Source organism: Streptomyces sp. CLV115 (assembly GCF_038448545.1).
Lineage (GTDB): Bacteria > Actinomycetota > Actinomycetes > Streptomycetales > Streptomycetaceae > Streptomyces > Streptomyces sanglieri.
On record NZ_JBCEWQ010000026.1, the window covers coordinates 39,847 to 64,313 of the forward strand.

Consider the following 24,467-nt stretch of genomic DNA (forward strand, 5'->3'; position numbering starts at 1 on the left):
GTCCTGTGACCCCCGCCGACCTCTCCAGGACCGTGCTGCACGCCGTGCGCCGCGCGGTCGACGAGAACGCCCTGCGCGCCCCCGTGCCCGCGCGCGTGCGGGTGGAGCGGACGCGGCCCGGCGGGCGCGGGGACTACGCCTGTGCCGTCGCCCTCCAGCTGGCCGGGCCCGCCGAGCTGCCGGCCAGGGACGTCGCCGAGATCCTGCGGGAACGAGTGGTGGGCGCGCCGGGGATCGGGGACGTCGAGGTCACCGGGCCGGGATTCCTGAACTTCACGCTGCGGGCCGGGGCGCGCGGCCTCGACACCCTGGTGCGCGACATCGCCGAGCACGGCACGGTGTACGGGCACGGGGACGCCCTCGCCGGTGCGGCGGTCTCGTTCGCGCCCGTCGAGGAGCTTCGCGCCCGGGTCGTCACCGAGACCGTCGAGCGGCTGCTCCGGGCCCAGGGGGCCGAGGCCGGGGAGCGGACGGCCGGCGGGGAGGCGCTGCACGTGCTGCCGGTGCCGGCCGCCGACCGCGATCTCTTCGAGCGGCTGGGGAACGACGCCGCGCGCTGGGCGCTGCTGCGGGCCGCCCCGCACGACCGGCCCCGCGGCACCGGGAGCGGCGAGCTGCTCGTGCAGCAGGAGAGCAATCCGTTGTTCCGGGTGCGGTACGCGCACGCCCGGATCCGTGCGCTGGGACGGAACGCCCGGCAGCTCGGGTTCGCCGCGGCGTACGAGGAGGGCGTGGCCGCGCCCGCGCTCGGTGCGCTGCTCGCCGACCACCCCGGGGTGCTCGCCGCCGCCGCCCGGCACCGGGAGCCCGACCGGGTCGCCCGGCAGCTGGAATCCCTCGCGCAGGCCTTCTTCGACTTCCACGACGGCGCCTCGCCGCTGCCCGCCGGTGACGAGAAACCCTCGGCCGCCCACCGCTCCCGGCTCGCTCTTGCCGAAGCCGCCGGGACGGTGCTGGCAGGCGGCCTGTCCCTGCTCGGCATCAGCGCACCCGAAGTCCTCTGAGAGACCCGAGAGAGCAGAGCAACACGATGAGCCGATCCGCACACCCCGCCGGACCCCGTCACGCCGACGTCATGACGGAGGGGCACTACACCGCCCCGCCCGCCGATCTCAACGCCCTGGACGCGAAGGTCTGGGCCCGTACCGTCACCCGCGCCGAGGACGGCGCGGTCACCGTCGGCGGGATCGAAGTGACGCGGCTGGCCGAGGAGTTCGGCACCCCCGCCTACTTCCTCGACGAGAGCGACTTCCGGGCCCGCTGCCGCGCCTGGGCCGACGCCTTCGGACCCGGCGCCGACGTGTTCTACGCCGGAAAGGCCTTCCTGTCGCGCGCCGTCGTGCGCTGGCTCCAGGAGGAGGGGCTCAACCTCGACGTCTGCTCCGGTGGCGAGCTGACCACCGCCCTGGACGCCGGAATGCCGGCCGAGCGCATCGCCTTCCACGGCAACAACAAGACCGTCGCGGAGATCGAGCGGGCCGTCGAGGCCGGAGTGGGCCGGATCGTGCTCGACTCCTTCCAGGAGATCGCCCGTGTCGCGCACATCGCGCAGCGGCTCGGCAAGCGGCAGCGGGTGCAGATCCGGGTCACCGTCGGTGTCGAGGCGCACACCCACGAGTTCATCGCCACCGCGCACGAGGACCAGAAGTTCGGGATCGCGCTGGCCGGGGGACAGGCGGCCGAGGCGGTGCGCCGGGCGCTCACCCTCGACGGCCTGGAGCTCATCGGCATCCACTCGCACATCGGCTCGCAGATCTTCGACATGGCCGGCTTCGAGGTGTCCGCCCGCCGCGTGGTCCAGCTGCTCGCCGAGGTGCGCGACGAGCACGGGGTGGAGCTGCCCGAGATCGACCTCGGCGGCGGACTCGGCATCGCGTACACCTCCGAGGACGACCCGCGCGAGCCGCACGAGATCGCGAAGGCGCTCGGCGACATCGTGACCCGCGAGTGCGAGGCCGCCGGGCTCGCCACCCCGCGGATCTCCGTCGAGCCGGGGCGCGCCATCGTCGGACCGACCGCCTTCACGCTGTACGAGGTCGGCACCATCAAGCCCCTGGAGGGGCTGCGTACGTACGTCAGCGTCGACGGCGGCATGTCGGACAACATCCGCACCGCGCTGTACGACGCCGAGTACACCGTCGCGCTCGTCTCGCGCACCTCCGACGCCGAGCCGATGCTCGTCCGGGTCGTCGGCAAGCACTGCGAGAGCGGCGACATCGTGGTCAAGGACGCGTTCCTGCCGTCCGACCTCGCCCCCGGCGACCTGATCGCGGTGCCCGCCACCGGCGCGTACTGCCGTTCCATGGCGAGCAACTACAACCACGCCCTGCGTCCGCCGGTCGTCGCCGTGCGCGACGGTCGGGCGCGTGTCATCGTCAGGCGCGAGACGGAGGAAGATCTCCTGCGTCTCGATGTCGGCTGATGAAATACATATCTCAGGATCCGGACGAGTGGCAGAATCCCCCGTCCGGTGAGTGAGACTGGTCCACACATCAGATGTAAAGGAAACGAGGTCGGATGATGCGTACGCGTCCGCTGAAGGTGGCGCTGCTGGGCTGTGGAGTGGTCGGCTCAGAGGTGGCGCGCATCATGACGACGCACGCCGACGACCTCGCCGCGCGCATCGGCGCACCGGTCGAGCTCGCCGGTGTCGCCGTGCGCCGGCCCTCCAAGGTGCGCGAGGGCATCGACCCCGCACTGATCACCACCGATGCGACGGCCCTGGTCAAACGGGGCGACATCGACGTCGTCATCGAGGTCATCGGGGGAATCGAGCCCGCCCGCACGCTCATCACCACCGCCTTCGAGCACGGCGCGAGCGTCGTCTCCGCGAACAAGGCGCTGCTGGCCGAGGACGGCGCCGCGCTGCACGCCGCCGCCGAGCAGCACGGCCGCGACCTCTACTACGAGGCCGCCGTGGCCGGTGCCATCCCGCTCGTACGGCCGCTGCGCGAATCCCTCGCCGGTGACAAGGTCAACCGGGTCCTCGGCATCGTGAACGGCACCACCAACTTCATCCTCGACAGGATGGACACGAGCGGAGCCGGGTACTCCGAGGCGCTCGACGAGGCCACCGCCCTCGGATACGCCGAGGCCGACCCGACCGCCGACGTGGAGGGCTTCGACGCCGCCGCCAAGGCCGCCATCCTGGCCGGGATCGCCTTCCACACCCGGGTGAGGATCGGCGACGTGCACCGCGAGGGCATCACCGAGGTCACCGCCGCCGACATCGCGTCCGCCCGCCGTATGGGCTGCACCGTCAAGCTCCTCGCCATCTGCGAGCGCGCCGCCGACGGGCAGTCGGTCACCGCCCGGGTCCACCCCGCGATGATCCCGCTGAGCCACCCGCTGGCCTCCGTCCGTGAGGCGTACAACGCGGTGTTCGTGGAGGCCGAGGCGGCCGGTCAGCTCATGTTCTACGGCCCCGGCGCCGGTGGCTCGCCGACCGCCTCCGCGGTCCTCGGCGACCTGGTCGCGGTCTGCCGCAACAAGCTCAACGAGGCCACCGGCCCCGGTGAGTCCGCGTACACGCGCCTGCCGGTCAGCCCCATGGGCGACGTGGTCACGCGGTACCACATCAGTCTCGACGTGGCCGACAAGCCTGGCGTGCTCGCCCAGGTCGCGACGGTCTTCGCCGAAAAGGGCGTATCGATCGATACCGTCCGCCAGCAGGGAAGAAATCCGGGCAGCGGCGACGAAGCCGCCATCGAGCAGGGTGGCGGCGGCCGACGGGTGGGCGGCGAGGCGTCCCTCGTCGTCGTCACCCACCGTGCGTCCGACGCCGCGCTCTCGGCGACCGTCGAGGCGCTGCGCAAGCTCGACACCGTGCGCGGTGTCGCCAGCATCATGCGTGTTGAAGGGGAGTAAGGACCCATGACCAGCAAGGGCACCCACCAGTGGCGCGGCATCATCGAGGAGTACCGGGACCGCCTTCCGGTCACGAGCACGACGCAGGTCGTCACGCTCCGTGAGGGAGGTACGCCGCTCGTCCCCGCTCAGGTCCTCTCCGAGCGCACGGGCTGCGAGGTGCACCTCAAGGTCGAGGGCGCCAATCCCACCGGGTCCTTCAAGGACCGCGGCATGACGATGGCCATCACCCGGGCCAAGGAGGAGGGTGCGAAGGCGGTCATCTGCGCCTCCACCGGCAACACCTCCGCCTCCGCCGCCGCCTACGCGGTGCGGGCCGGCATGGTCTGCGCCGTCCTCGTGCCCCAGGGCAAGATCGCGCTCGGCAAGATGGGCCAGGCGCTGGTGCACGGCGCCAAGATCCTCCAGGTGGACGGCAACTTCGACGACTGTCTGACGCTGGCCCGCTCGCTCTCGGACAACTACCCGGTGGCGCTGGTCAATTCGGTCAACCCGGTCCGCATCGAGGGCCAGAAGACCGCCGCGTTCGAGATCGTGGACGCGCTCGGCGACGCCCCGGACATCCATGTCCTCCCGGTCGGCAACGCGGGCAACATCACCGCGTACTGGAAGGGGTACAAGGAGTACGCGGGCGACGGCATGTCCACGCACACCCCGCGCATGTGGGGCTTCCAGGCATCCGGCTCCGCGCCCATCGTGCGCGGCGAGATCGTCAAGGACCCGTCGACCGTCGCCACCGCGATCCGGATCGGCAACCCGGCCTCCTGGCAGTACGCGCTGGACGCCCGGGACGAATCGGGCGGATTCATCGATGAGGTGACGGACCGACAGATTCTGTCCGCCTACCGGCTGTTGGCCTCCCAGGAGGGCGTCTTCGTCGAGCCCGCCTCGGCCGCCTCCGTCGCCGGCCTGCTGAAGGCCGCCGAGGAGGGCAAGGTCGACCGCGGCCAGAAGATCGTCTGCACGGTCACCGGCAACGGCCTCAAGGACCCCGACTGGGCCGTCGCGGGCGCACCGCAGCCGGTCACCGTCCCGGTCGACGCGGCCACCGCCGCCGAGAAGCTGGGCCTGGTCTAGGGGGCGCTCCGGTCCGTCGGCCGGCCCCGGCGGACCGGGCAGGAACCCAGCTCAACCGCCCTTTTCGGGGCGGAGAGCGCATAGGAGGCGTGCGACACGCATCGTGCGCCTCCTGTGCGCCCTATGTCGCCACAGAACCTTCCTTCGATAAGCTGTAGCCAACCCGCCCCGCCGCATCTGCCGCGGTGTATGGGCCGTTGTGGCCGTCGGGTTCCCCGGAACACCACTCCCCGCCGCCACGACCTCCTGCCGCCAGGAAAACGCTTCACCACCCCCGCTGCCTCACAAGGAGAGTCGTCCAACCGATGGCCGGTCCCGCTTTCCGAGCCGCCGCCGTCCGGGTGCGCGTCCCCGCGACCAGCGCCAACCTGGGCCCGGGTTACGACGCCTTCGGCCTGTCGCTGGGGCTGTACGACGACGTCGTCGTCCGCGTCGCCGACTCCGGGCTGCACATCGACATCGCCGGTGAGGGCGCGGACACGCTGCCCCGCGACGAGCGTCACCTCCTCGTACGCTCCCTGCGCACGGCCTTCGACCTGCTCGGCGGACAGCCCCGGGGCCTGGAGATCGTCTGCGCCAACCGCATCCCGCACGGACGCGGCCTCGGCTCCTCCTCCGCCGCCATCTGCGCCGGAATCGTCGCCGCCCGCGCCGTGACGACCGGCGGCGACGCCCGGCTCGACGAAGCGGCGCTGCTGGAACTGGCGACCGAGATCGAGGGCCACCCCGACAACGTCGCGGCCTGTCTGCTCGGCGGATTCACCCTCGCGTGGATGGACGGCGGATCGGCGCGCGCGATCAGGATGGACCCCGCAGAATCCATCGTTCCGGTGGTTTTCGTACCCGGCAAGCCGGTCCTCACCGAAACCGCCCGCGGACTGCTCCCGCGCGCCGTCCCGCACGTCGACGCGGCGTTCAACACCGGCCGTGCCGCACTGCTCGTCGAGGCCCTGACCAGGCGCCCCGAACTGCTGCTCACCGCCACCGAGGACCGGCTCCACCAGGAGTACCGCGCCCCGGCGATGCCCGAGAGCGTGGAACTCGTCAACCGACTGCGTGCGGACGGTGTCCCCGCGGTCATCTCCGGTGCCGGGCCCACCGTGCTCGCACTGGCCGAGGTCGGTGCGGCCGACAAGGTCGCACAGCTGGCGGGCGAGGGATGGGCGGCCAACCGTCTCGCTCTCGACGCCCCGGGCGCGAGTGTGCTGCCGCTCGCCCCGTAGCCGAGAAGTGATTGCCGGTGAGTGAGAGGGGGAATGTTTGTTGGAGCCGGTAGTGTTAACCTCAAGTCTGCAACCGACGTCTATGTGGCGCGTTGCTTCGTGTCCCTTTCCGGGACCACCAATTCTTCCGGGAGCCTCCCCAACTGCCTGAGCAGCCTGCCTGAGCAGTTTCGTGCACGCTCCGGAACCGGCACGACACCCCTCGCTCGTCCAGGAGTGGGCCGAGCAGGGGGATGCTCGCGCCGGGCCCATGCACACCTTCATCTCTCCGCCGTACCCGGCGGACCACCGCCCCGGCACGGTCCGCAAGAAAAAGACCGCAGTCGGACAGCACAACCGGTCGCCGAGCCAGAAGGCCGACGTCCGCTCCAGGGAAGGACCCTTCGTGAGCGACACCACCGATCTGATGGGCGTGACTGCCGACAAGAGCGTCGACAGCGCCGCGCCCGCCGAAGGTGCTGCCACTGGCACCACCGCACGGCGCCGCCGCTCCGGCACCGGCCTTGACGGCATGGTCCTGGCCGAGCTGCAGCAGGTCGCGTCCGGCCTCGGCATCAAGGGCACTGCGCGGATGCGCAAGGGCCAGCTGATCGAGGTCATCAAGGAGGCGCAGGCCGGTAGCTCCGCCGCGCCCAAGGCCGCCGCGCCCGCCGCGACGTCCGAGACCAAGCCGAAGCGCCGTGCCACCTCCAAGGCGCGCACCGGGGACGAGGCGGCCGCCGACGCTCCCGCCGAGAAGGCCGCGGCCCAGCAGCAGATCGACATCCCCGGCCAGCCGGCCAGCGACGACCAGCCCGCGGGCGAGCGTCGCCGGCGCCGTGCGACCGCGCAGGCGGGCAGCCCGGAGACCAAGGCGGACAGCAAGCCCGCCGAGGCCAAGGCGGACACGCAGGCCGAGCCCAAGGGCGAGGACCGCGCCGACGCCAAGGCCGAAGCCGCCGCCGACACGGCCGAGGGCCGCCGGGGCGACCGCCAGGACCGCGGCCAGCGCGGCGACCGCGGTGACCGTCAGGAGCGCGGCGAGCGCGGTGAGCGCCGCGACCGCCAGCGCGACCGCCGGGGCAAGGGCGACGAGCAGGGCGGCGGCCAGGGCCAGCAGGGCGGCCAGCGCCAGCAGCGCCAGAGCCAGCAGCAGGGCGGCGGCCCGCAGGACGACGGGTACGACGACGAGGCGGGCGGCCGTCGCGGCCGTCGCGGCCGCTACCGCGACCGCCGTGGCCGCCGTGGCCGCGAGGACTTCGCCAACGAGGTCCCGGTCTCCGACGACGACGTCCTGATCCCCGTCGCGGGCATCCTGGACATCCTCGACAACTACGCGTTCATCCGGACCTCCGGCTACCTGCCGGGCCCGAACGACGTGTACGTGTCGCTCGCCCAGGTCCGCAAGAACGGCCTGCGCAAGGGTGACCACGTCACCGGTGCGGTGCGCCAGCCCAAGGACGGCGAGCGCCGGGAGAAGTTCAACGCCCTGGTCCGCCTCGACTCGGTGAACGGCATGGCGCCCGAAACCGGCCGTGGCCGCCCGGAGTTCCAGAAGCTGACCCCGCTCTACCCGCAGGACCGGCTCCGTCTGGAGACCGACTCCAACGTCCTGACGACGCGGATCATCGACCTGGTCGCGCCCATCGGCAAGGGCCAGCGAGGCCTGATCGTGGCCCCGCCGAAGACCGGCAAGACCATGATCCTGCAGGCGATCGCCAACGCGATCACCGTCAACAGCCCCGAGTGCCACCTGATGGTCGTCCTGGTCGACGAGCGTCCGGAAGAGGTCACCGACATGCAGCGGTCGGTGAAGGGCGAGGTCATCTCCTCGACCTTCGACCGCCCCGCCGAGGACCACACCACCGTCGCCGAGCTGGCCATCGAGCGCGCCAAGCGTCTCGTCGAGCTGGGTCACGACGTGGTCGTCCTGCTGGACTCCATCACCCGCCTCGGCCGCGCGTACAACCTCGCGGCCCCCGCCTCCGGCCGCATCCTGTCCGGTGGTGTCGACTCGACCGCGCTCTACCCGCCGAAGCGCTTCTTCGGTGCCGCGCGCAACATCGAGGACGGCGGCTCGCTGACCATCCTGGCCACCGCGCTCGTCGAGACCGGCTCGCGCATGGACGAGGTGATCTTCGAGGAGTTCAAGGGCACCGGCAACATGGAGCTCAAGCTCGACCGGAAGCTCTCGGACAAGCGCATCTTCCCGGCGGTGGACGTCGACGCGTCCAGCACCCGCAAGGAGGAAATCCTGCTCGGAAGCGACGAGTTGGCGATCGTCTGGAAGCTGCGCCGGGTGCTGCACGCGCTCGACCAGCAGCAGGCGATCGAGCTCCTCCTGGACCGGATGAAGAAGACCCAGTCCAACGCGGAGTTCCTGCTCCAGATCCAGAAGACGACGCCGGCCCCGGGCAACGGCAACGACTGACGTCGCCCCGGACCGGCCGGATCACAGGGCCGCCCCCGTCACTTCGGTGACGGGGGCGGCCCTTCGCCGTGGGTCGTGCGGATGTGACGCAGCCGACCCGGAGCCCGTGGCCGAACCGAGACCTTTGCCACATGCCGGACGTGTCGCCGGATGGCGGGGAGATGGCTGCATCGGGCAAGAAACCGCAGGTGAGCGGGGGATCACCTGCTGTTCGCCGATGCTTTATGACTGTTTCGTCCTCACGCGGACACAACGGGTGGCTGTGCAACCCTTCTTGGTGCCGCGGCGTCGTAAGCAGTACCGACAAGCCGACCGCCCAGCGCCCGAACACCGCTGCTGGGGGTAGCCGGGGAGAGCTGACGACCGAAGGAGACCCATGACCGAGCAGAACGGGAGCGGCGGCCGAATACGCCCCACCGGCAAGCGCCGGAAGAAGCCCTCCCGCCGCCGCAGGGCGACGGTCGTCGCCGCCTGGACCCTGGCCGGTGCCGTGGTCGTCGGTGGAGCCGGACTGGGATACGCCTACGTCAAGCTCAACGGCAACCTCAAGGCCGTCGACATCAACGCGGCGCTCGGCAAGGACCGCCCCGACAACATCGACAACGGTTCCGAGGACATCCTGGTGCTCGGTTCGGACTCCCGGTCCGGCGCGAACTCCGCGTACGGCGCCGACGAGGGCACGGCCCGCTCGGACACCGCGATGGTGCTGCACATCAACAAGGGCCACAAGACCGCCTCCGTCGTCTCCATCCCGCGCGACACCCTCGTCACCCGCCCCGACTGCACCAGCGACACGAACGGGAAGCCCGTCGCGGGACAGCAGCGCGCGATGTTCAACACGGCGTACGAGGTCGGCGGGCCGGCCTGCGCGGTCAAGACCGTCGAGGCCATGTCCGGCATCCGCATGGACCACTACCTCGAAGTCGACTTCACCGGTTTCAAGAAGCTCATCGACGAACTGGGCGGCGTGGAGATCACCACCACCGCGGCGATCGACGACCCCAAGAGCCATCTGAAGCTCGAACCCGGCACCCACACCCTGGACGGCGAGCAGTCGCTGGGCCTGGTCCGTACCCGCAAGAGCGTCGGCGACGGCAGCGACCTCGGCCGCATCCAGCTCCAGCAGGCGTTCATCAAGGCGCTGATGGAACAGGTCAAGAACGTCGGGGTGTTCTCCAACCCGAAGACCCTGTTCGACCTCGCGGACACGGCCACCAAGACCATCACCACCGACTCCGACCTGGGCTCGGTCCAGAAGCTCACCGGCTTCGCGAACGGCCTCAAGGGGCTGGGCGCGAAGAACGTCCACATGGTCACCCTGCCCGTCGGATACGACCCGGCCGACCCGAACCGCGTCGTACCGCTGGAGGAGTCCGCCCGGCAGGTGTGGACCGCGCTCGCGCACGACAGGGCGATCCCCGCCTCCGCCACCGAGAAGTCGGCGGGCGACAAGGGCACCGCGGGCGACGTCGTACGGTGACCGGCCGGGCCGGGAATAGTTGCGGCCCGCCCCCGGTTTTGGGAGATACGGCCGGTCCTGGCAGACTGGTACGTCGGCCCCGGTTCACGGACGCGCAATCCGCGCGTACGACCCGGCGCCCTCCCGAACCTAGGAGAAACCCTTGAAGCGCGACATCCACCCCGAGTACGTCGAGACGCAGGTCAGCTGCACCTGTGGCGCGTCGTTCACCACCCGGAGCACCATCGACGGCGGCACCATCCGCGCCGACGTCTGCTCCGAGTGCCACCCGTTCTACACGGGCAAGCAGAAGATCCTCGACACCGGTGGCCGTGTGGCCCGCTTCGAGGCCCGCTTCGGCAAGGCTGCCGGCTCCGCCAGCAAGTAGCGAGCCACTGCGCCGGTTCTCGGCGCCCTCTTGCGGGGGCGTCGGGACCGGCGTTTTTTCCGGCCGGGGGTACGCGGCCCCGTTCCGTACCCCCGCCCGGCCGGCATCACGCCGTCCAGCAGGCACGCACGAGTGAAGGAACCAGGAGCCCGAAGATGTTCGAGGCGGTCGAGGAACTGATCGGCGAACAGACCGATCTGGAGAAGAAGCTCGCGGACCCCGCGGTCCACGCCGACCAGGCGAACGCGCGCAAGCTCAACAAGCGCTACGCCGAGCTGTCCCCGATCGTCGCGACGTACCGCTCCTGGAAGCAGACCGGGGACGACATCGAGACGGCCCGCGAGTTCGCCGCCGACGACCCCGACTTCGCCGCCGAGGTCAAGGAGCTGGAGAAGCAGCGCGAGGAGCTCACCGAGAAGCTCCGCCTCCTCCTGGTCCCGCGCGACCCCAGCGACGACAAGGACGTGCTCCTGGAGATCAAGGCCGGCGCGGGCGGCGACGAGTCCGCCCTGTTCGCCGGAGATCTGCTGCGCATGTACCTGCGCTACGCCGAGCGCGTCGGCTGGAAGACCGAGATCATCGACTCCACCGAGTCCGAGCTCGGCGGCTACAAGGACGTCCAGGTAGCCGTGAAGACCAAGGGCGGCAACGGCGCCACCGAGCCCGGCCAGGGCGTGTGGGCCCGGCTGAAGTACGAGGGCGGCGTGCACCGCGTGCAGCGCGTCCCGTCCACCGAGTCGCAGGGCCGCATCCACACCTCCGCCGCCGGCGTGCTCGTCACGCCCGAGGCCGAGGAGGTCGACGTGGAGATCCACGCCAACGACCTGCGCATCGATGTGTACCGCTCCTCGGGCCCCGGCGGCCAGTCCGTCAACACCACGGACTCGGCGGTCCGCATCACCCACCTGCCGACCGGTGTCGTCGCCTCCTGCCAGAACGAGAAGAGCCAGCTCCAGAACAAGGAGCAGGCCATGCGCATCCTGCGTTCGCGCCTGCTCGCGGCCGCCCAGGAGGCCGCCGAGCAGGAGGCCTCGGACGTACGGCGCAGCCAGGTGCGTACGGTCGACCGTTCCGAGAAGATCCGTACGTACAACTTCCCGGAAAACCGGATCTCGGACCACCGGGTCGGCTTCAAGGCGTACAACTTGGACCAGGTGCTCGACGGCGACCTGGACTCCGTGATCCAGGCGTGTGTCGACGCAGACTCCGCCGCCAAGCTCGCCGCCGCCTGAGCAAAACCCCGCCCCGCCCGTAAACCGTACGGAGAACCGCGATGAACCTGCTGCTCGCCGAGGTGGCCCAGGCCACCCAGCGGCTGGCCGACGCCGGTGTGCCCTCGCCGCGATTCGACGCGGAGGAACTCGCCGCGTTCGTCCACGGCGTCAAGCGGGGCGAGCTGCACCGGGTGCCGGACGCGGAGTTCGACGCCCGCTACTGGGAGGCCATCGCCCGCCGCGAGGCCCGCGAACCGCTCCAGCACATCACCGGCCGCGCCTTCTTCCGCTACCTGGAGCTCCAGGTCGGACCCGGGGTCTTCGTCCCCCGCCCGGAGACCGAATCGGTCGTCGGCTGGGCGATAGACGCCGTACGCGCGATGGACGTCGTCGAGCCGACCGTCGTCGACCTGTGCAGCGGATCGGGCGCCATCGCCCTGGCCATGGCCCAGGAGGTGCCGCGCTCGCGCGTGCACGCCGTCGAGCTCTCCGACGACGCCATCGAGTGGACCAGGAAGAACGCCGACGGATCCCGGGTCACCGTCCACCAGGGAGACGCGCTGACCGCCCTCCCCGAGCTGGACGGCCAGGTCGACCTGGTCATCTCCAACCCGCCGTACATCCCGCTCACCGAATGGGAGTACGTGGCACCCGAGGCCCGCGACCACGACCCGGAGATGGCCCTCTTCTCCGGCGAGGACGGCCTCGACACCATCCGCGGCATCGAACGCACCGCACACCGCCTGCTGCGCCCCGGCGGCCTCGTCGTCATCGAGCACGCCGACACCCAGGGCGGCCAGGTGCCGTGGATCTTCACCGAGGAGCGCGGCTGGGCGGACGCGGCCGACCACCCCGACCTGAACAACCGGCCGCGGTTCGCCACGGCCCGCAAGGCCATGCCGTGACCGGCGGCCACCACCCGCACGACCCGCACCCGCGACACCCGTACACGCTTGAGGAGGCCGGCTGATGGCACGGCGATACGACTGCAACGACGCGACCGACCGTACGACGGGTCTGCGTGAGGCCGCGTCGGCCGTCCGCCGCGGCGAACTGGTCGTGCTGCCCACCGACACCGTGTACGGCATCGGTGCGGACGCCTTCAGCTCCGAGAGCGTCGCCGACCTGCTGGACGCCAAGGGCCGCGGCCGCAACATGCCGACGCCCGTCCTGATCGGCTCCCCGAACACCCTGCACGGCCTGGTCACGGACTTCTCCGAGCAGGCCTGGGAACTCGTCGACGCCTTCTGGCCCGGTGCCCTCACGCTCGTCGCCAAGCACCAGCCGTCGCTCCAGTGGGACCTCGGGGACACCCGTGGCACCGTCGCCATCCGGATGCCGCTGCACCCGGTCGCCATCGAGCTGCTGACGGAGTTCGGCCCGATGGCCGTCTCCAGTGCCAACCTCACCGGTCACCCGGCCCCGGAGGACTGCGACGCGGCCCAGGAGATGCTCGGCGACTCCGTCTCGGTGTACCTGGACGGCGGCCCGACGCCGGGCATCGTGCCCTCGTCGATCGTCGACGTGACCGGCAAGGTCCCGGTGCTGCTGCGGGCCGGCGCGCTCTCCGTCGAGGAGCTCCGCAAGGTGGTACCCGACCTTGAGGTGGCCAATTGACCGCCCCTGAGGGGCGTGGCATAGCGGGGCGGGCCGACACTTTCCGCATCCTCCACGTCAGCACCGGCAACGTCTGCCGCTCGCCCATCACCGAGCGGCTGACCCGCCATGCCCTGGTGGACCGCCTCGGCGATCCGCTCAGCGGCGGACTGATCGTGGAGAGCGCGGGCACCTGGGGCCACGAGGGTGCCCCCATGGAGGCCAACGCCGAGATCGTCCTCGCCGACTTCGGCGCCGACACCACCGGCTTCGTCGGCCGGGAACTGCTCGACGAGCACGTGATCCGAGCCGACCTGGTGCTCACCGCCACCCGCGACCACCGCGCGCAGGTGATCTCGATGGGTCACTCGGCCGGCCTGCGCACGTTCACCCTCAAGGAATTCACCCGGCTGGTCCGGGCGATAGACCCCGCCACGCTGCCCGACCCGCGGGACGAGGGCGTCGTCGAGCGCGCCCGCGCACTGGTCCGCGCCGCGGCCGCGCTGCGCGGCTGGCTGCTGGCCCCCACCGCCGAGGCGGACGAGGTGTACGACCCGTACGGCGCCCCGATCACGTTCTTCCGCTCCATCGGCGACGAGATCAACCAGGCCCTCGACCCGGTCGTCACCGCACTCACCGGCGTACCCGTGGACCACTGACGGGCGGACCGTCCGCGCCACCCTGACGGGCGTACGCACCGCCGGGCAGGGCAGGGGCCCAACGGGTGCACGACCGCGCCGCACAGCGGGCAGGAGGCCCGTCGCGGGCCTACATTGGATCCGACGCCAGCGCACCCCTCCCCAGGCCCGGAGCCCAACGATGCCGGTCACCACTCCAGCCGCACCGCCCTCCGCCCCCGGGGCCGCCCTGCCGCAGGACTTCGAGGCCCTGCGCCGGGAGGACCCGGAGATCGCCGCCGTGCTGCTGGGGGAGCTGCACCGCCAGTCCGCCACCCTGCAGCTGACCGCCGCCGAGAACTTCACCTCGCCCGCGGTACTCGCCGCCCTCGGCTCACCGCTCGCCAACAAGTACGCCGAGGGCTATCCCGGCGCCCGCCACCACGGCGGCTGCGAGCAGGCCGACGCCGCCGAACGCATCGCCTGCCGCCGGGCCACCTCGCTCTTCGGCGCCGAGCACGCCAACGTCCAGGCGCACTCCGGCTCCTCCGCGGTCCTCGCCGCGTACGCCGCCCTGCTCCGCCCCGGCGACACGGTGCTGGCGATGGGACTCCCGTACGGGGGACACCTCACCCATGGCTCGCCCGCCAACTTCTCCGGCCGCTGGTTCGAGTTCGTCGGGTACGGGGTGGACCCGGAGAGCGGCCTGATCGACTACGAGCAGGTGCGCGCGCTGGCCCGCGCCCACCGCCCCAAGGCGATCGTGAGCGGCTCGATCTCGTACCCCCGCCATCCCGACCACGAGCTGTTCCGGGAGATCGCCGACGAGGTGGGCGCGTATCTCATCGCCGACTCCGCGCACCCGATGGGGCTGATCGCCGGCGGCGCGGCGCCGAGCCCGGTGCCGTACGCCGACGTGGTCTGCGCGACCACCCACAAGGTGCTGCGCGGGCCGCGCGGCGGGATGATCCTGTGCGGCGCGGACCTGGCGGAGCGGATCGACCGGGCGGTCTTCCCCTTCACCCAGGGCGGTGCGCAGATGCACACCGTCGCCGCGAAGGCCGTCGCGTTCGGCGAGGCGGCCACCCCGGCGTTCACCACGTACGCGCATCGGGTGGTGGCCCATGCCCGGGTGCTGGCGGCCGGGCTGGAGGCGGAGGGCTTCGAGGTCACCACGGGCGGCACGGACACCCATCTGATCGTCGCGGACCCGGCCCCGCTGGGCGTCGACGGGCCCACCGCCCGGGCCCGGCTGGCGGCGGCGGGAGTGGTGCTGGACACCTGTGCGCTGCCGTACGGGGACGCCCGGGGCATCCGGCTCGGCACCGCGGCCGTCACCACCCAGGGCATGGACGACGCGGACATGGCCCGGCTGGCGGCCCTCTTCGGGGCGGCGGTGCGCGAGGAGGGCGACGTCCGGGCCGAGGTCCGGGAGCTGGCGGAGCGGTATCCGCCCTATCCGGGGTAGCCGTCCGCCGTGGAACCGATCGGCCCGCTCGCCGTGTCCTCGGTCATGAGGCCCGTGCAGCGCGGCCGTCAGTGATTGCCGGACGGTTTAGGGTGTGGGCTGAGATGGCCGGCGAAATCTATGGGGCAGCCCGTGCGTGATTACCTGCTGACGCTCTGTGTCACGGCCGCGGTGACCTATCTGCTGACCGGTCCGGTGCGTAAGTTCGCCATCGCGATCGGGGCGATGCCCGCGATCCGTGCGCGTGACGTCCACCGAGAACCGACACCGAGGCTCGGTGGCATCGCCATGTTCGGCGGACTGTGCGCCGGACTGATCGTCGCGGCCCACCTCCACAACCTCGACTGGGTCTTCCAGCTCTCCACCGAGCCGCGGGCGCTGCTCTCCGGTGCCGCGCTGATCTGGCTGATCGGTGTGCTGGACGACAAGTTCGAGATCGACGCCCTGATCAAGCTCGGCGGGCAGATGATCGCCGCCGCGGTCATGGTCCTCCAGGGTCTGACGATCCTGTGGCTGCCGATCCCCGGCGTCGGCACCGTCGCGCTCACCCAGTGGCAGGGCACGCTGCTCACGGTCGCCCTGGTCGTCATCACCATCAACGCGGTCAACTTCGTGGACGGCCTGGACGGTCTCGCGGCGGGCATGGTGTGCATCGCCGCCGCCGCGTTCTTCCTGTACACCTACCGGCTCTGGTACGGGCACATGATCGAGGCGGCGGCCCCGGCGACGCTCTTCACGGTGATCCTGATGGGCATGTGCCTGGGCTTCCTGCCGCACAACATGCACCCCGCGCGGATCTTCATGGGCGACTCGGGCTCGATGCTGATCGGCCTGGTGCTCGCGGCCGGGGCGATCTCGGTGACGGGCCGGGTCGACCCGGACACGATGAAGCTCTTCGCCGGCAGCGAGCGCGAGGCCACCCACGCGATGCTGCCGGTCTTCATCCCGCTGCTGCTGCCGCTGACGATCATCGCGATCCCGGCCGCCGACCTGCTGCTGGCGATCGTGCGCCGGACCTGGAACGGCCAGTCGCCGTTCGCGGCGGACCGCGGACATCTGCACCACCGGCTGCTGGAGATCGGCCATTCGCACAGCAGGTCCGTGCTGATCATGTACTTCTGGTCGGCCCTGATCGCCTTCGGGGCGGTCGGCTACTCGGTGCACTCGACGTCCCTGTGGATCGTGCTGGTGATCGTGGGGCTGAGCACGCTGGGCCTCGTACTGCTGCTGATGCCCCGCTTCACCCCGCGGGCCCCGTTCTGGGCGGAACGTTTCGTACCGCCCCGCTACCGCCGGCACCGGGGCAAGGGCGGGACGACGCCCGGGGCGGAGCCGTCGTCGGAGGCCTCGTCGGAAGTCCTGTCGGAGGCCGAGGCCCAACAGGGGCCCCCGGACGCCCCGATGGGGCGGAAGGGGCCCGAGTCGCAGGAGCGCACCCCGGTGGTCGTGGGGGTGTCCGGCGTCAACGGGGCGACTGCGATCGGCCCTCGTTCGCGTTTTTCGGACAGAGACAAGGCCGAATCCGCGCGTTGAGAATTCGGGCACCAAGGGGCAATACCAGACAAGCAATTGCGTTGTCTTGCTCACATGCGCGAATTCACTCTCACGTGTGACTGTAAGCACACTTTCTTGGTAAAGACCTCATCAAATAGTTTGTGATACCGTTCACGAAGCCCGGTGACGGAGCCGAAGGACCTGAGTAGCACGGTCCATTGGCCCGAGGCATCGACTCGGACCGGGCCTACGCTCGTCCATGACGACACACTGCCCACCCCCTGCAAGCGGAGCTGCCGCCATGCCGTCCAACGACGTCCGGACTCTCCTTCAAGCCGCCGTACCCACCGCTGCCGCCGGCGTTGTCGCCGTCGCGGTCAGTGCTGGTGTCGCGGGCGGCAAGGGAGCCCTTGGCGCGGGCGTTGCGACGGTCGTGGTCATCCTCTTCATGGGGATCGGCCTGCTGGTCCTGCAACGGACCGCGCGGTCCCTGCCCCACCTGTTCCAGGCGATGGGGCTGATGCTGTATACGGCTCAGCTTCTCCTGTTGTTCATCTTTGTTGCCGCCTTCAAGAACACGACGATGTTCAACCCGAAGGCGTTCGCGATCACCTTGGTCGCGATGACCCTCGTGTGGATCGGCGCACAGACCCGTGCACACATGAAGGCCAAGATCCTTTACGTCGAACCCGAGTCCGACAAGGCGGAAAAGCCCAAGAACACGGGTTCGAAGTCGTGAAGGGTAGGGGCGGGATAAATGCAGGTTCAAGACCCTGCTATCGTCCGGTTCCAACTGCGGCACTGCGGGCGCGGGCATGTGAGCTGACGCCTGCTCGATCGCGAGGCTCAATGCCTGACTGCCGCTCACACATCCGTAACACCAGTCCAGTGCCGAACCGCGGCTGCGCGCCGCGCCGACACAACGAGGTTGCCGTACCTATGCGCCACGCTGAAGGAGCCCGCGGTGAGTGCTGACCCGACACAGGTGCTCGCCTTCGAGACCGATTGCCACATCTTCTCCGGTTGTGGTTTCCCGGGTCCTGGCTTGCACTCTTTCCTGTTCGAGCCGATCTTCGGTGACGCGGACAGCAACGTCTACTTCAACAAGACGATGCTGCTGGCGCTCCTCGGTACGGTCATCATCGTCGGCTTCTTCTGGGCCGCCTTCCGTAAGCCGAAGGTCGTTCCGGGCAAGCTGCAGATGGTCGCCGAGGCCGGCTACGACTTCGTCCGCCGCGGGATCGTCTACGAGACGCTCGGCAAGCGCGAGGGCGAGAAGTACGTCCCGCTGATGGTGTCGATCTTCTTCTTCGTGTGGATGATGAACCTCTGGTCGATCATCCCGCTCGCCCAGTTCCCGGTGACGTCGGTCATCGCGTACCCCGCCGGGCTGGCCCTGATCGTCTACGTCCTCTGGATGAGCATCACCTTCAAGCGCCACGGTTTCGTCGGCGGCTTCAAGAACCTGACGGGCTACGACAAGTCGCTCGGCCCGGTGCTCCCGATGGTCATGGTCATCGAGTTCTTCTCGAACGTCATCGTCCGGCCCTTCACGCACGCGGTCCGACTCTTCGCGAACATGTTCGCCGGTCACACGCTGCTGCTGCTCTTCACCATCGCCAGCTGGTACCTGCTCAACGGCATCGGTATCGCCTACGCGGGCGTCTCGTTCGTGATGGTCATCGTGATGACGGCCTTCGAGCTCTTCATCCAGGCCGTTCAGGCGTACGTCTTCGTGCTCCTGGCGTGCAGCTTCATCCAGGGCGCTGTCGCCGAGCACCACTGATCGCGCCTCCCTTACCCCCAGTCGTCCGGTGGCCAACCCCCACCGGTCCGTGAAAGAGAAGGAAGAACTGGCATGTCCCAGACCCTTGCCGCCGTCACCGGTTCCCTCAGCTCCGTCGGATACGGCCTGGCTGCCATCGGCCCCGGCGTCGGCGTCGGCATCATCTTCGGTAACGGCACGCAGGCTCTCGCCCGTCAGCCCGAGGCTGCCGGTCTGATCCGCGCCAACCAGATCCTCGGCTTCGCCTTCTGTGAGGCGCTCGCCCTCATCGGTCTGGTCATGCCGTTCGTCTACAGCTGACGAACCGCGACTAGTCCGTTCCGACGAAAGGCACTGATGTGAACCCCCTGGTTCAGCTCGCGGCCGAAGCCGAGGTGGAGAACCCCCTCGTTCCGCCGATCCCTGAGCTCGTCATCGGTCTGATCGCCTTCGTCATCGTCTTCGGCTTCCTCGCCAAGAAGCTCCTCCCGAACATCAACAAGGTTCTGGAAGAGCGTCGTGAGGCCATCGAAGGCGGTATCGAAAAGGCCGATGCGGCCCAGACCGAGGCCCAGAGCGTTCTTGAGCAGTACAAGGCTCAGCTCGCCGAGGCCCGTCACGAGGCCGCGCGCCTGCGCCAGGAGGCGCAGGAGCAGGGCGCTGTGATCCTGCAGGAGATGCGGGCGGAAGGCCAGCGGCAGCGCGAGGAGATCATCGCTGCCGGCCACGCCCAGATCGAGGCCGACCGCAAGGCCGCGGCCTCCGCGCTGCGTCAGGACGTGGGCAAGCTCGCCACCGACCTGGCCGGCAAGCTCGTCGGCGAGTCCCTTGAGGACCACGCCCGGCAGAGCGGCACCGTCGACCGTTTCCTCGACGAGCTCGAGGCGAAGGCCGAGGCTGTCCGATGAACGGCGCGAGCCGCGAGGCACTGGCTGCCGCACGTGAGTCGCTCGACGCGCTGACCGACAACACGTCGGTTGACGCGGCGAAGCTCGCCGAGGAGCTGGCCGCCGTGACGGCGCTGCTCCAGCGCGAGGTCTCACTGCGGCGGGTCCTGACCGACCCGTCGCAGGCCGGCGAGGCCCGGGCGGAGCTGGCCGGACGACTGCTGCGCGGTCAGGTGGGCGGCGAGACCGTCGACCTGATCTCCGGCATGGTCCGCTCCCGCTGGTCGCAGTCGCGCGACCTGGTCGACTCGGTCGAGGAACTGGCGAACATCGCAGACCTCACCGCCGCCCAGCGCGGCGGAGACCTCGACGACGTCGAGGACGAGCTGTTCCGGTTCGGCCGGATCGTCGCCTCCGACAAGGAGCTGCGCGCCGCGCTCACCAGCCGGTCCGCGTCCACCGCCGCCAAGGGGCAGCTGCTGCGCAGCCTGCTCGGCGGCAAGGCGCGGCCCGCCACCGAGCGCGTCGTCACGCGGCTTGTCACCCAGCCGCGTGGACGTAGCCTGGAAGAGGGACTGGAGTCCCTCTCGAAGCTGGCCGCGGACCGCCGGGAGCGCATGGTCGCCGTGGTCACCTCGGCCGTGCCGTTGAGCGATCGGCAGAAGGAGCGCCTCGGCGCCGCGCTGGCGAAGATCTACGGCCGCCCGATGCACCTGAACCTCGACGTGGACCCCACGGTCCTCGGCGGGATCGCGGTGCGGGTCGGTGACGAGGTCATCAACGGCACCATCTCGGAGCGCCTCGAAGAGGCGACCCGGCGCATGGCCGGCTGACCGACGCAGCGCAGCAACAGAACAGAGCAAGACCAGCGGCCCGGTTGGGCCGTGCAGAAATTGCAGAAGATTCCTGGGGGTCGGCCCCCAGACCCCCTTAAGAAACTTCGGGCCCAACAAGGAGAGCAGGGAACCCAGATGGCGGAGCTCACGATCCGGCCGGAGGAGATCCGGGACGCGCTGGAGAACTTTGTCCAGTCGTACAAGCCGGACGCGGCCTCGCGCGAGGAGGTCGGTACGGTCAGCGTTGCCGGCGACGGCATCGCGAAGGTCGAGGGTCTTCCCTCGGCCATGGCGAACGAGCTGCTGAAGTTCGAGGACGGCACCCTCGGTCTCGCCCTCAACCTTGAGGAGCGCGAGATCGGTGCCATCGTCCTCGGCGAGTTCAGCGGCATCGAAGAGGGCCAGCCGGTGCAGCGCACCGGTGAGGTGCTCTCCGTCGGCGTCGGCGAGGGATACCTCGGCCGCGTCGTCGACCCGCTCGGCAACCCGATCGACGGTCTCGGCGAGATCGCGACCGACAGCCGCCGCGCCCTCGAGCTGCAGGCCCCTGGCGTCATGGTCCGTAAGTCGGTGCACGAGCCGATGCAGACCGGCTACAAGGCCGTCGACGCCATGGTGCCGATCGGCCGCGGCCAGCGTCAGCTGATCATTGGTGACCGTCAGACGGGTAAGACCGCTCTGGCCGTCGACACCATCATCAACCAGCGCGACAACTGGCGCTCGGGCGACGTGAACAAGCAGGTGCGCTGCATCTACGTCGCCATCGGTCAGAAGGGCTCCACCATCGCCTCCGTGCGCGGTGCCCTCGAAGAGGCCGGCGCGCTGGAGTACACGACCATCGTCGCCGCCCCGGCGTCCGACCCGGCCGGCTTCAAGTACCTGGCGCCGTACACCGGTTCGGCCATCGGCCAGCACTGGATGTACCAGGGCAAGCACGTCCTGATCATCTTCGACGACCTCTCGAAGCAGGCCGACGCCTACCGCGCCGTGTCGCTTCTGCTGCGCCGTCCGCCGGGCCGTGAGGCCTACCCGGGCGACGTCTTCTACCTCCACTCGCGTCTGCTGGAGCGCTGCGCGAAGCTCTCCGACGAGATGGGCGCCGGTTCGATGACGGGCCTCCCGATCGTCGAGACCAAGGCGAACGACGTGTCGGCGTTCATCCCGACCAACGTCATCTCCATCACCGACGGCCAGTGCTTCCTGGAGTCCGACCTGTTCAACGCCGGCCAGCGTCCGGCCCTGAACGTCGGTATCTCGGTCTCGCGTGTCGGTGGTTCCGCCCAGCACAAGGCGATGCGCCAGGTCTCCGGCCGTCTCCGTGTCGACCTCGCCCAGTACCGCGAGCTGGAGGCGTTCGCCGCCTTCGGTTCCGACCTGGACGCGGCCTCGAAGGCGTCGCTGGAGCGCGGTAAGCGCATGGTCGAGCTGCTGAAGCAGCCGCAGTACTCCCCGTACCCCGTCGAGGAGCAGGTCGTCTCCATCTGGGCCGGCACCACCGGCAAGATGGACGACGTCCCGGTCGAGGACATCCGTCGCTTCGAGAGCGAGCTGCTGGAGTACCTGCGCCGTGAGCGCAAGGACCTCCTGACCAGCATCGCCGAGGGCGCCAAGATGTCCGACGACACGCTGCAGTCGGTCGCCGACGCGGTCGCCGCCTTCAAGCAGCAGTTCGAGACCTCGGACGGCAAGCTCCTGGGCGAGGGCTGATCGATGGGCGCTCAGCTTCGCGTTTACAAGCGCCGCATCCGCTCCGTCACCGCCACGAAGAAGATCACCAAGGCGATGGAGATGATCGCCGCCTCGCGCATCGTCAAGGCGCAGCGCCAGGTGGCGGCATCGACGCCGTACGCGACCGAGCTCACCCGTGCGGTGACCGCGGTGGCGACCGGCTCCACCACCAAGCACCCGCTGACCACCGAGGCCGAGACTCCGGCACGGGCCGCGATCCTGCTCATCACGAGCGACCGCGGCCTGGCCGGCGGTTACTCCTCCAACGCCATCAAGGCCGCGGAGCGACTGACCGAGCGGCTCCGGGGCGAGGGCAAGGAGGTCGTCACCTATGTGATCGGCCGCAAGGGTGTCGCCTACTACGGCTTCCGTGAGCGCAAGCTCGCGGACTCGTGGACCGGCTTCACCGACAGCCCGACGTACGCGGATGCGAAGCGGGCTGCGGCCCCGCTGATCGAGGCGGTCACCCAGGAGACCGCCGAGGGCGGCGTGGACGAGCTGCACATCGTCTTCACGGAGTTCGTGTCGATGATGACGCAGAACCCGGTCGACGACCGGATGCTGCCGCTCAGTCTCGATGCCACGAAGGACGAGGACGGCAAGGGCGAGATCCTGCCGCTGTTCGACTTCGAGCCGTCGGCGGAGGACGTCCTCGACGCCCTGCTTCCGCGGTACGTCGAGAGCCGGATCTACAACGCGCTGCTGCAGGCCGCTGCTTCCGAGCACGCTGCCCGCCGCCGCGCGATGAAGTCGGCCACCGACAACGCCGGTGAGCTCATCAAGACGCTCTCCCGGCTTGCCAACGCGGCCCGCCAGGCCGAAATCACCCAGGAAATCAGCGAGATCGTCGGTGGTGCCAGTGCGCTGGCCGACGCGACCGCGGGGAGTGACAAGTAATGACGACCACAGTTGAGACGGCCGTTGCCACGGGCCGCGTCGCCCGGGTCATCGGCCCGGTCGTCGACGTGGAGTTCCCCGTCGACGCGATGCCGGAGATCTACAACGCGCTGACCGTCGAGGTGGCCGACCCGGCCGAGGACGGCAAGCTCAAGACGCTGACCCTCGAAGTCGCCCAGCACCTCGGCGACGGCCTGGTCCGCGCGATCTCGATGCAGCCCACCGACGGTCTGGTCCGCCAGGCCGCGGTGACCGACACGGGCACCGGCATCACGGTCCCCGTCGGTGACATCACCAAGGGCAAGGTGTTCAACACCCTCGGCGAGATCCTGAACAAGCCCGAGGCGAACGCCGAGGTCACCGAGCGCTGGCCGATCCACCGCAAGGCGCCCAACTTCGACCAGCTCGAGTCCAAGACCGAGATGTTCGAGACCGGCGTCAAGGTCATCGACCTGCTCACCCCGTACGTCAAGGGTGGAAAGATCGGTCTGTTCGGTGGTGCCGGTGTCGGCAAGACCGTTCTGATCCAGGAAATGATCTACCGCGTGGCCAACAACCACGACGGTGTGTCGGTGTTCGCCGGTGTCGGCGAGCGCACCCGTGAGGGCAACGACCTCATCGAGGAAATGGCCGACTCGGGCGTCATCGACAAGACGGCGCTTGTCTTCGGTCAGATGGACGAGCCGCCGGGCACGCGTCTGCGCGTCGCGCTGGCCGGTCTGACCATGGCGGAGTACTTCCGCGATGTTCAGAAGCAGGACGTGCTCTTCTTCATCGACAACATCTTCCGGTACACCCAGGCCGGCTCCGAGGTGTCCACCCTGCTCGGCCGTATGCCGTCCGCGGTGGGTTACCAGCCGAACCTGGCCGACGAGATGGGTCTGCTGCAGGAGCGCATCACGTCGACCCGTGGTCACTCGATCACCTCGATGCAGGCGATCTACGTCCCCGCGGACGACCTGACCGACCCGGCCCCGGCCACCACGTTCGCCCACCTCGACGCGACGACGGTTCTCTCCCGTCCGATCTCCGAGAAGGGCATCTACCCGGCCGTGGACCCGCTGGACTCCACGTCCCGCATCCTGGACCCCCGCTACATCGCGGAGGACCACTACGCGGCGGCCATGCGTGTCAAGGGGATCCTCCAGAAGTACAAGGACCTCCAGGACATCATCGCGATCCTCGGTATCGACGAGCTGGGCGAGGAGGACAAGCTCGTTGTCCACCGTGCCCGTCGTGTCGAGCGCTTCCTGTCGCAGAACACCCACGTCGCCAAGCAGTTCACCGGCGTGGACGGTTCGGACGTGCCGCTCGACGAGTCGATCGCCGCGTTCAACGCGATCTGCGACGGTGAGTACGACCACTTCCCCGAGCAGGCGTTCTTCATGTGCGGTGGCATCGAGGACCTGAAGGCCAACGCCAAGGAGCTCGGCGTCTCCTGAGCCCCTGGCTCACCGAGGGGGGTGGGGTGTGTCCCGCCCCCCTCACCACGCCCCGTAGAATTGACCCAACACCCGGCTCGAACGGCCGGGTGGTGACCC

The 24,467-nt window shown here is 69.8% G+C and carries 22 protein-coding genes; all 22 read left to right on the forward strand.

All coding sequences use genetic code 11. From position 1 onward, the window contains the following. Window positions 1–5 precede the first annotated feature (5 nt). The 22 genes from nrtL to atpD all read left to right on the forward strand — a co-directional run bounded on the left by nrtL (window position 6) and on the right by atpD (window position 24,368). Window positions 6–1,004, forward strand: a complete 999-nt coding sequence (nrtL, locus tag AADR41_RS12485) for an ArgS-related anticodon-binding protein NrtL (RefSeq protein ID WP_342281438.1) — start codon at window positions 6–8, stop codon at window positions 1,002–1,004. A gap of 26 nt (window positions 1,005–1,030) precedes the next feature. Next, window positions 1,031–2,422 (forward strand): diaminopimelate decarboxylase, encoded by a 1,392-nt coding sequence (gene lysA, locus AADR41_RS12490; protein WP_266912152.1) that lies wholly within the window; start codon window positions 1,031–1,033, stop codon window positions 2,420–2,422. A gap of 95 nt (window positions 2,423–2,517) precedes the next feature. Continuing rightward, window positions 2,518–3,867 carry a homoserine dehydrogenase gene (locus AADR41_RS12495; protein ID WP_342281439.1) on the forward strand — a complete coding sequence of 450 codons (1,350 nt, stop codon included), beginning with the start codon at window positions 2,518–2,520 and terminating at the stop codon, window positions 3,865–3,867. 6 nt (window positions 3,868–3,873) lie between these two features. Beyond that, the gene (thrC, locus tag AADR41_RS12500) at window positions 3,874–4,944 is read left to right on the forward strand and encodes a threonine synthase (RefSeq protein WP_342281440.1); all 1,071 of its coding nucleotides are present in this window, start codon (window positions 3,874–3,876) and stop codon (window positions 4,942–4,944) included. A 305-nt stretch (window positions 4,945–5,249) separates the two neighbouring features. Next, window positions 5,250–6,167 carry a homoserine kinase gene (thrB, locus tag AADR41_RS12505; protein ID WP_342281441.1) on the forward strand — a complete coding sequence of 306 codons (918 nt, stop codon included), beginning with the start codon at window positions 5,250–5,252 and terminating at the stop codon, window positions 6,165–6,167. Window positions 6,168–6,552: 385 nt separating this feature from the next. After that, a complete protein-coding gene (rho, locus tag AADR41_RS12510) occupies window positions 6,553–8,577 on the forward strand; it encodes a transcription termination factor Rho (protein ID WP_342281442.1) in 2,025 nt (674 codons plus the stop codon). 376 nt (window positions 8,578–8,953) lie between these two features. Further along, window positions 8,954–10,057 (forward strand): LCP family protein, encoded by a 1,104-nt coding sequence (locus AADR41_RS12515; protein WP_342281443.1) that lies wholly within the window; start codon window positions 8,954–8,956, stop codon window positions 10,055–10,057. 142 nt (window positions 10,058–10,199) lie between these two features. Then, on the forward strand, window positions 10,200–10,424 hold the full coding sequence (gene rpmE, locus AADR41_RS12520) for a 50S ribosomal protein L31 (protein WP_019764351.1): 225 nt from the start codon (window positions 10,200–10,202) through the stop codon (window positions 10,422–10,424). Window positions 10,425–10,579: 155 nt separating this feature from the next. Then, window positions 10,580–11,656 (forward strand): peptide chain release factor 1, encoded by a 1,077-nt coding sequence (gene prfA, locus AADR41_RS12525; RefSeq protein ID WP_342281444.1) that lies wholly within the window; start codon window positions 10,580–10,582, stop codon window positions 11,654–11,656. Between the two features lie 41 nt (window positions 11,657–11,697). Continuing rightward, the gene (gene prmC / locus AADR41_RS12530) at window positions 11,698–12,543 is read left to right on the forward strand and encodes a peptide chain release factor N(5)-glutamine methyltransferase (protein ID WP_266912138.1); all 846 of its coding nucleotides are present in this window, start codon (window positions 11,698–11,700) and stop codon (window positions 12,541–12,543) included. A 64-nt stretch (window positions 12,544–12,607) separates the two neighbouring features. Beyond that, window positions 12,608–13,255: an L-threonylcarbamoyladenylate synthase gene (locus AADR41_RS12535; RefSeq protein WP_342281445.1), complete on the forward strand. Its 648-nt coding sequence runs from the start codon at window positions 12,608–12,610 to the stop codon at window positions 13,253–13,255. Next, window positions 13,252–13,893 (forward strand): arsenate reductase/protein-tyrosine-phosphatase family protein, encoded by a 642-nt coding sequence (locus AADR41_RS12540; protein ID WP_342281446.1) that lies wholly within the window; start codon window positions 13,252–13,254, stop codon window positions 13,891–13,893. The genes AADR41_RS12535 and AADR41_RS12540 overlap by 4 nt, the downstream gene beginning before the upstream one ends. 160 nt (window positions 13,894–14,053) lie before the next feature. Beyond that, entirely contained in the window at window positions 14,054–15,319 is a 1,266-nt protein-coding gene (locus tag AADR41_RS12545; protein WP_342281447.1) for a serine hydroxymethyltransferase, read from the forward strand. Window positions 15,320–15,439: 120 nt separating this feature from the next. Continuing rightward, a complete protein-coding gene (locus tag AADR41_RS12550; protein WP_342281448.1) occupies window positions 15,440–16,852 on the forward strand; it encodes an MraY family glycosyltransferase in 1,413 nt (470 codons plus the stop codon). A gap of 262 nt (window positions 16,853–17,114) precedes the next feature. Then, the gene (locus tag AADR41_RS12555; RefSeq protein WP_342281449.1) at window positions 17,115–17,552 is read left to right on the forward strand and encodes a hypothetical protein; all 438 of its coding nucleotides are present in this window, start codon (window positions 17,115–17,117) and stop codon (window positions 17,550–17,552) included. Between the two features lie 210 nt (window positions 17,553–17,762). Beyond that, complete coding sequence (gene atpB, locus AADR41_RS12560; RefSeq protein ID WP_342281462.1) at window positions 17,763–18,599, forward strand: F0F1 ATP synthase subunit A; 837 nt, start codon at window positions 17,763–17,765, stop codon at window positions 18,597–18,599. A 72-nt stretch (window positions 18,600–18,671) separates the two neighbouring features. Next, window positions 18,672–18,899, forward strand: coding sequence for an ATP synthase F0 subunit C (atpE, locus tag AADR41_RS12565; RefSeq protein ID WP_030386954.1), 228 nt, complete (start codon window positions 18,672–18,674; stop codon window positions 18,897–18,899). A gap of 38 nt (window positions 18,900–18,937) precedes the next feature. Next, the gene (locus AADR41_RS12570) at window positions 18,938–19,486 is read left to right on the forward strand and encodes a F0F1 ATP synthase subunit B (RefSeq protein ID WP_342281450.1); all 549 of its coding nucleotides are present in this window, start codon (window positions 18,938–18,940) and stop codon (window positions 19,484–19,486) included. After that, window positions 19,483–20,298, forward strand: coding sequence for a F0F1 ATP synthase subunit delta (locus AADR41_RS12575; RefSeq protein WP_342281451.1), 816 nt, complete (start codon window positions 19,483–19,485; stop codon window positions 20,296–20,298). The genes AADR41_RS12570 and AADR41_RS12575 overlap by 4 nt, the downstream gene beginning before the upstream one ends. Before the next feature lie 138 nt (window positions 20,299–20,436). Beyond that, window positions 20,437–22,008 (forward strand): F0F1 ATP synthase subunit alpha, encoded by a 1,572-nt coding sequence (gene atpA, locus AADR41_RS12580; protein WP_124716362.1) that lies wholly within the window; start codon window positions 20,437–20,439, stop codon window positions 22,006–22,008. 3 nt (window positions 22,009–22,011) lie between these two features. Continuing rightward, entirely contained in the window at window positions 22,012–22,926 is a 915-nt protein-coding gene (locus AADR41_RS12585) for a F0F1 ATP synthase subunit gamma (RefSeq protein ID WP_317862146.1), read from the forward strand. After that, window positions 22,926–24,368, forward strand: a complete 1,443-nt coding sequence (atpD, locus tag AADR41_RS12590) for a F0F1 ATP synthase subunit beta (protein WP_342281452.1) — start codon at window positions 22,926–22,928, stop codon at window positions 24,366–24,368. Before AADR41_RS12585 ends, atpD begins: the two co-directional genes overlap by 1 nt. Window positions 24,369–24,467: the final 99 nt, after the last annotated feature.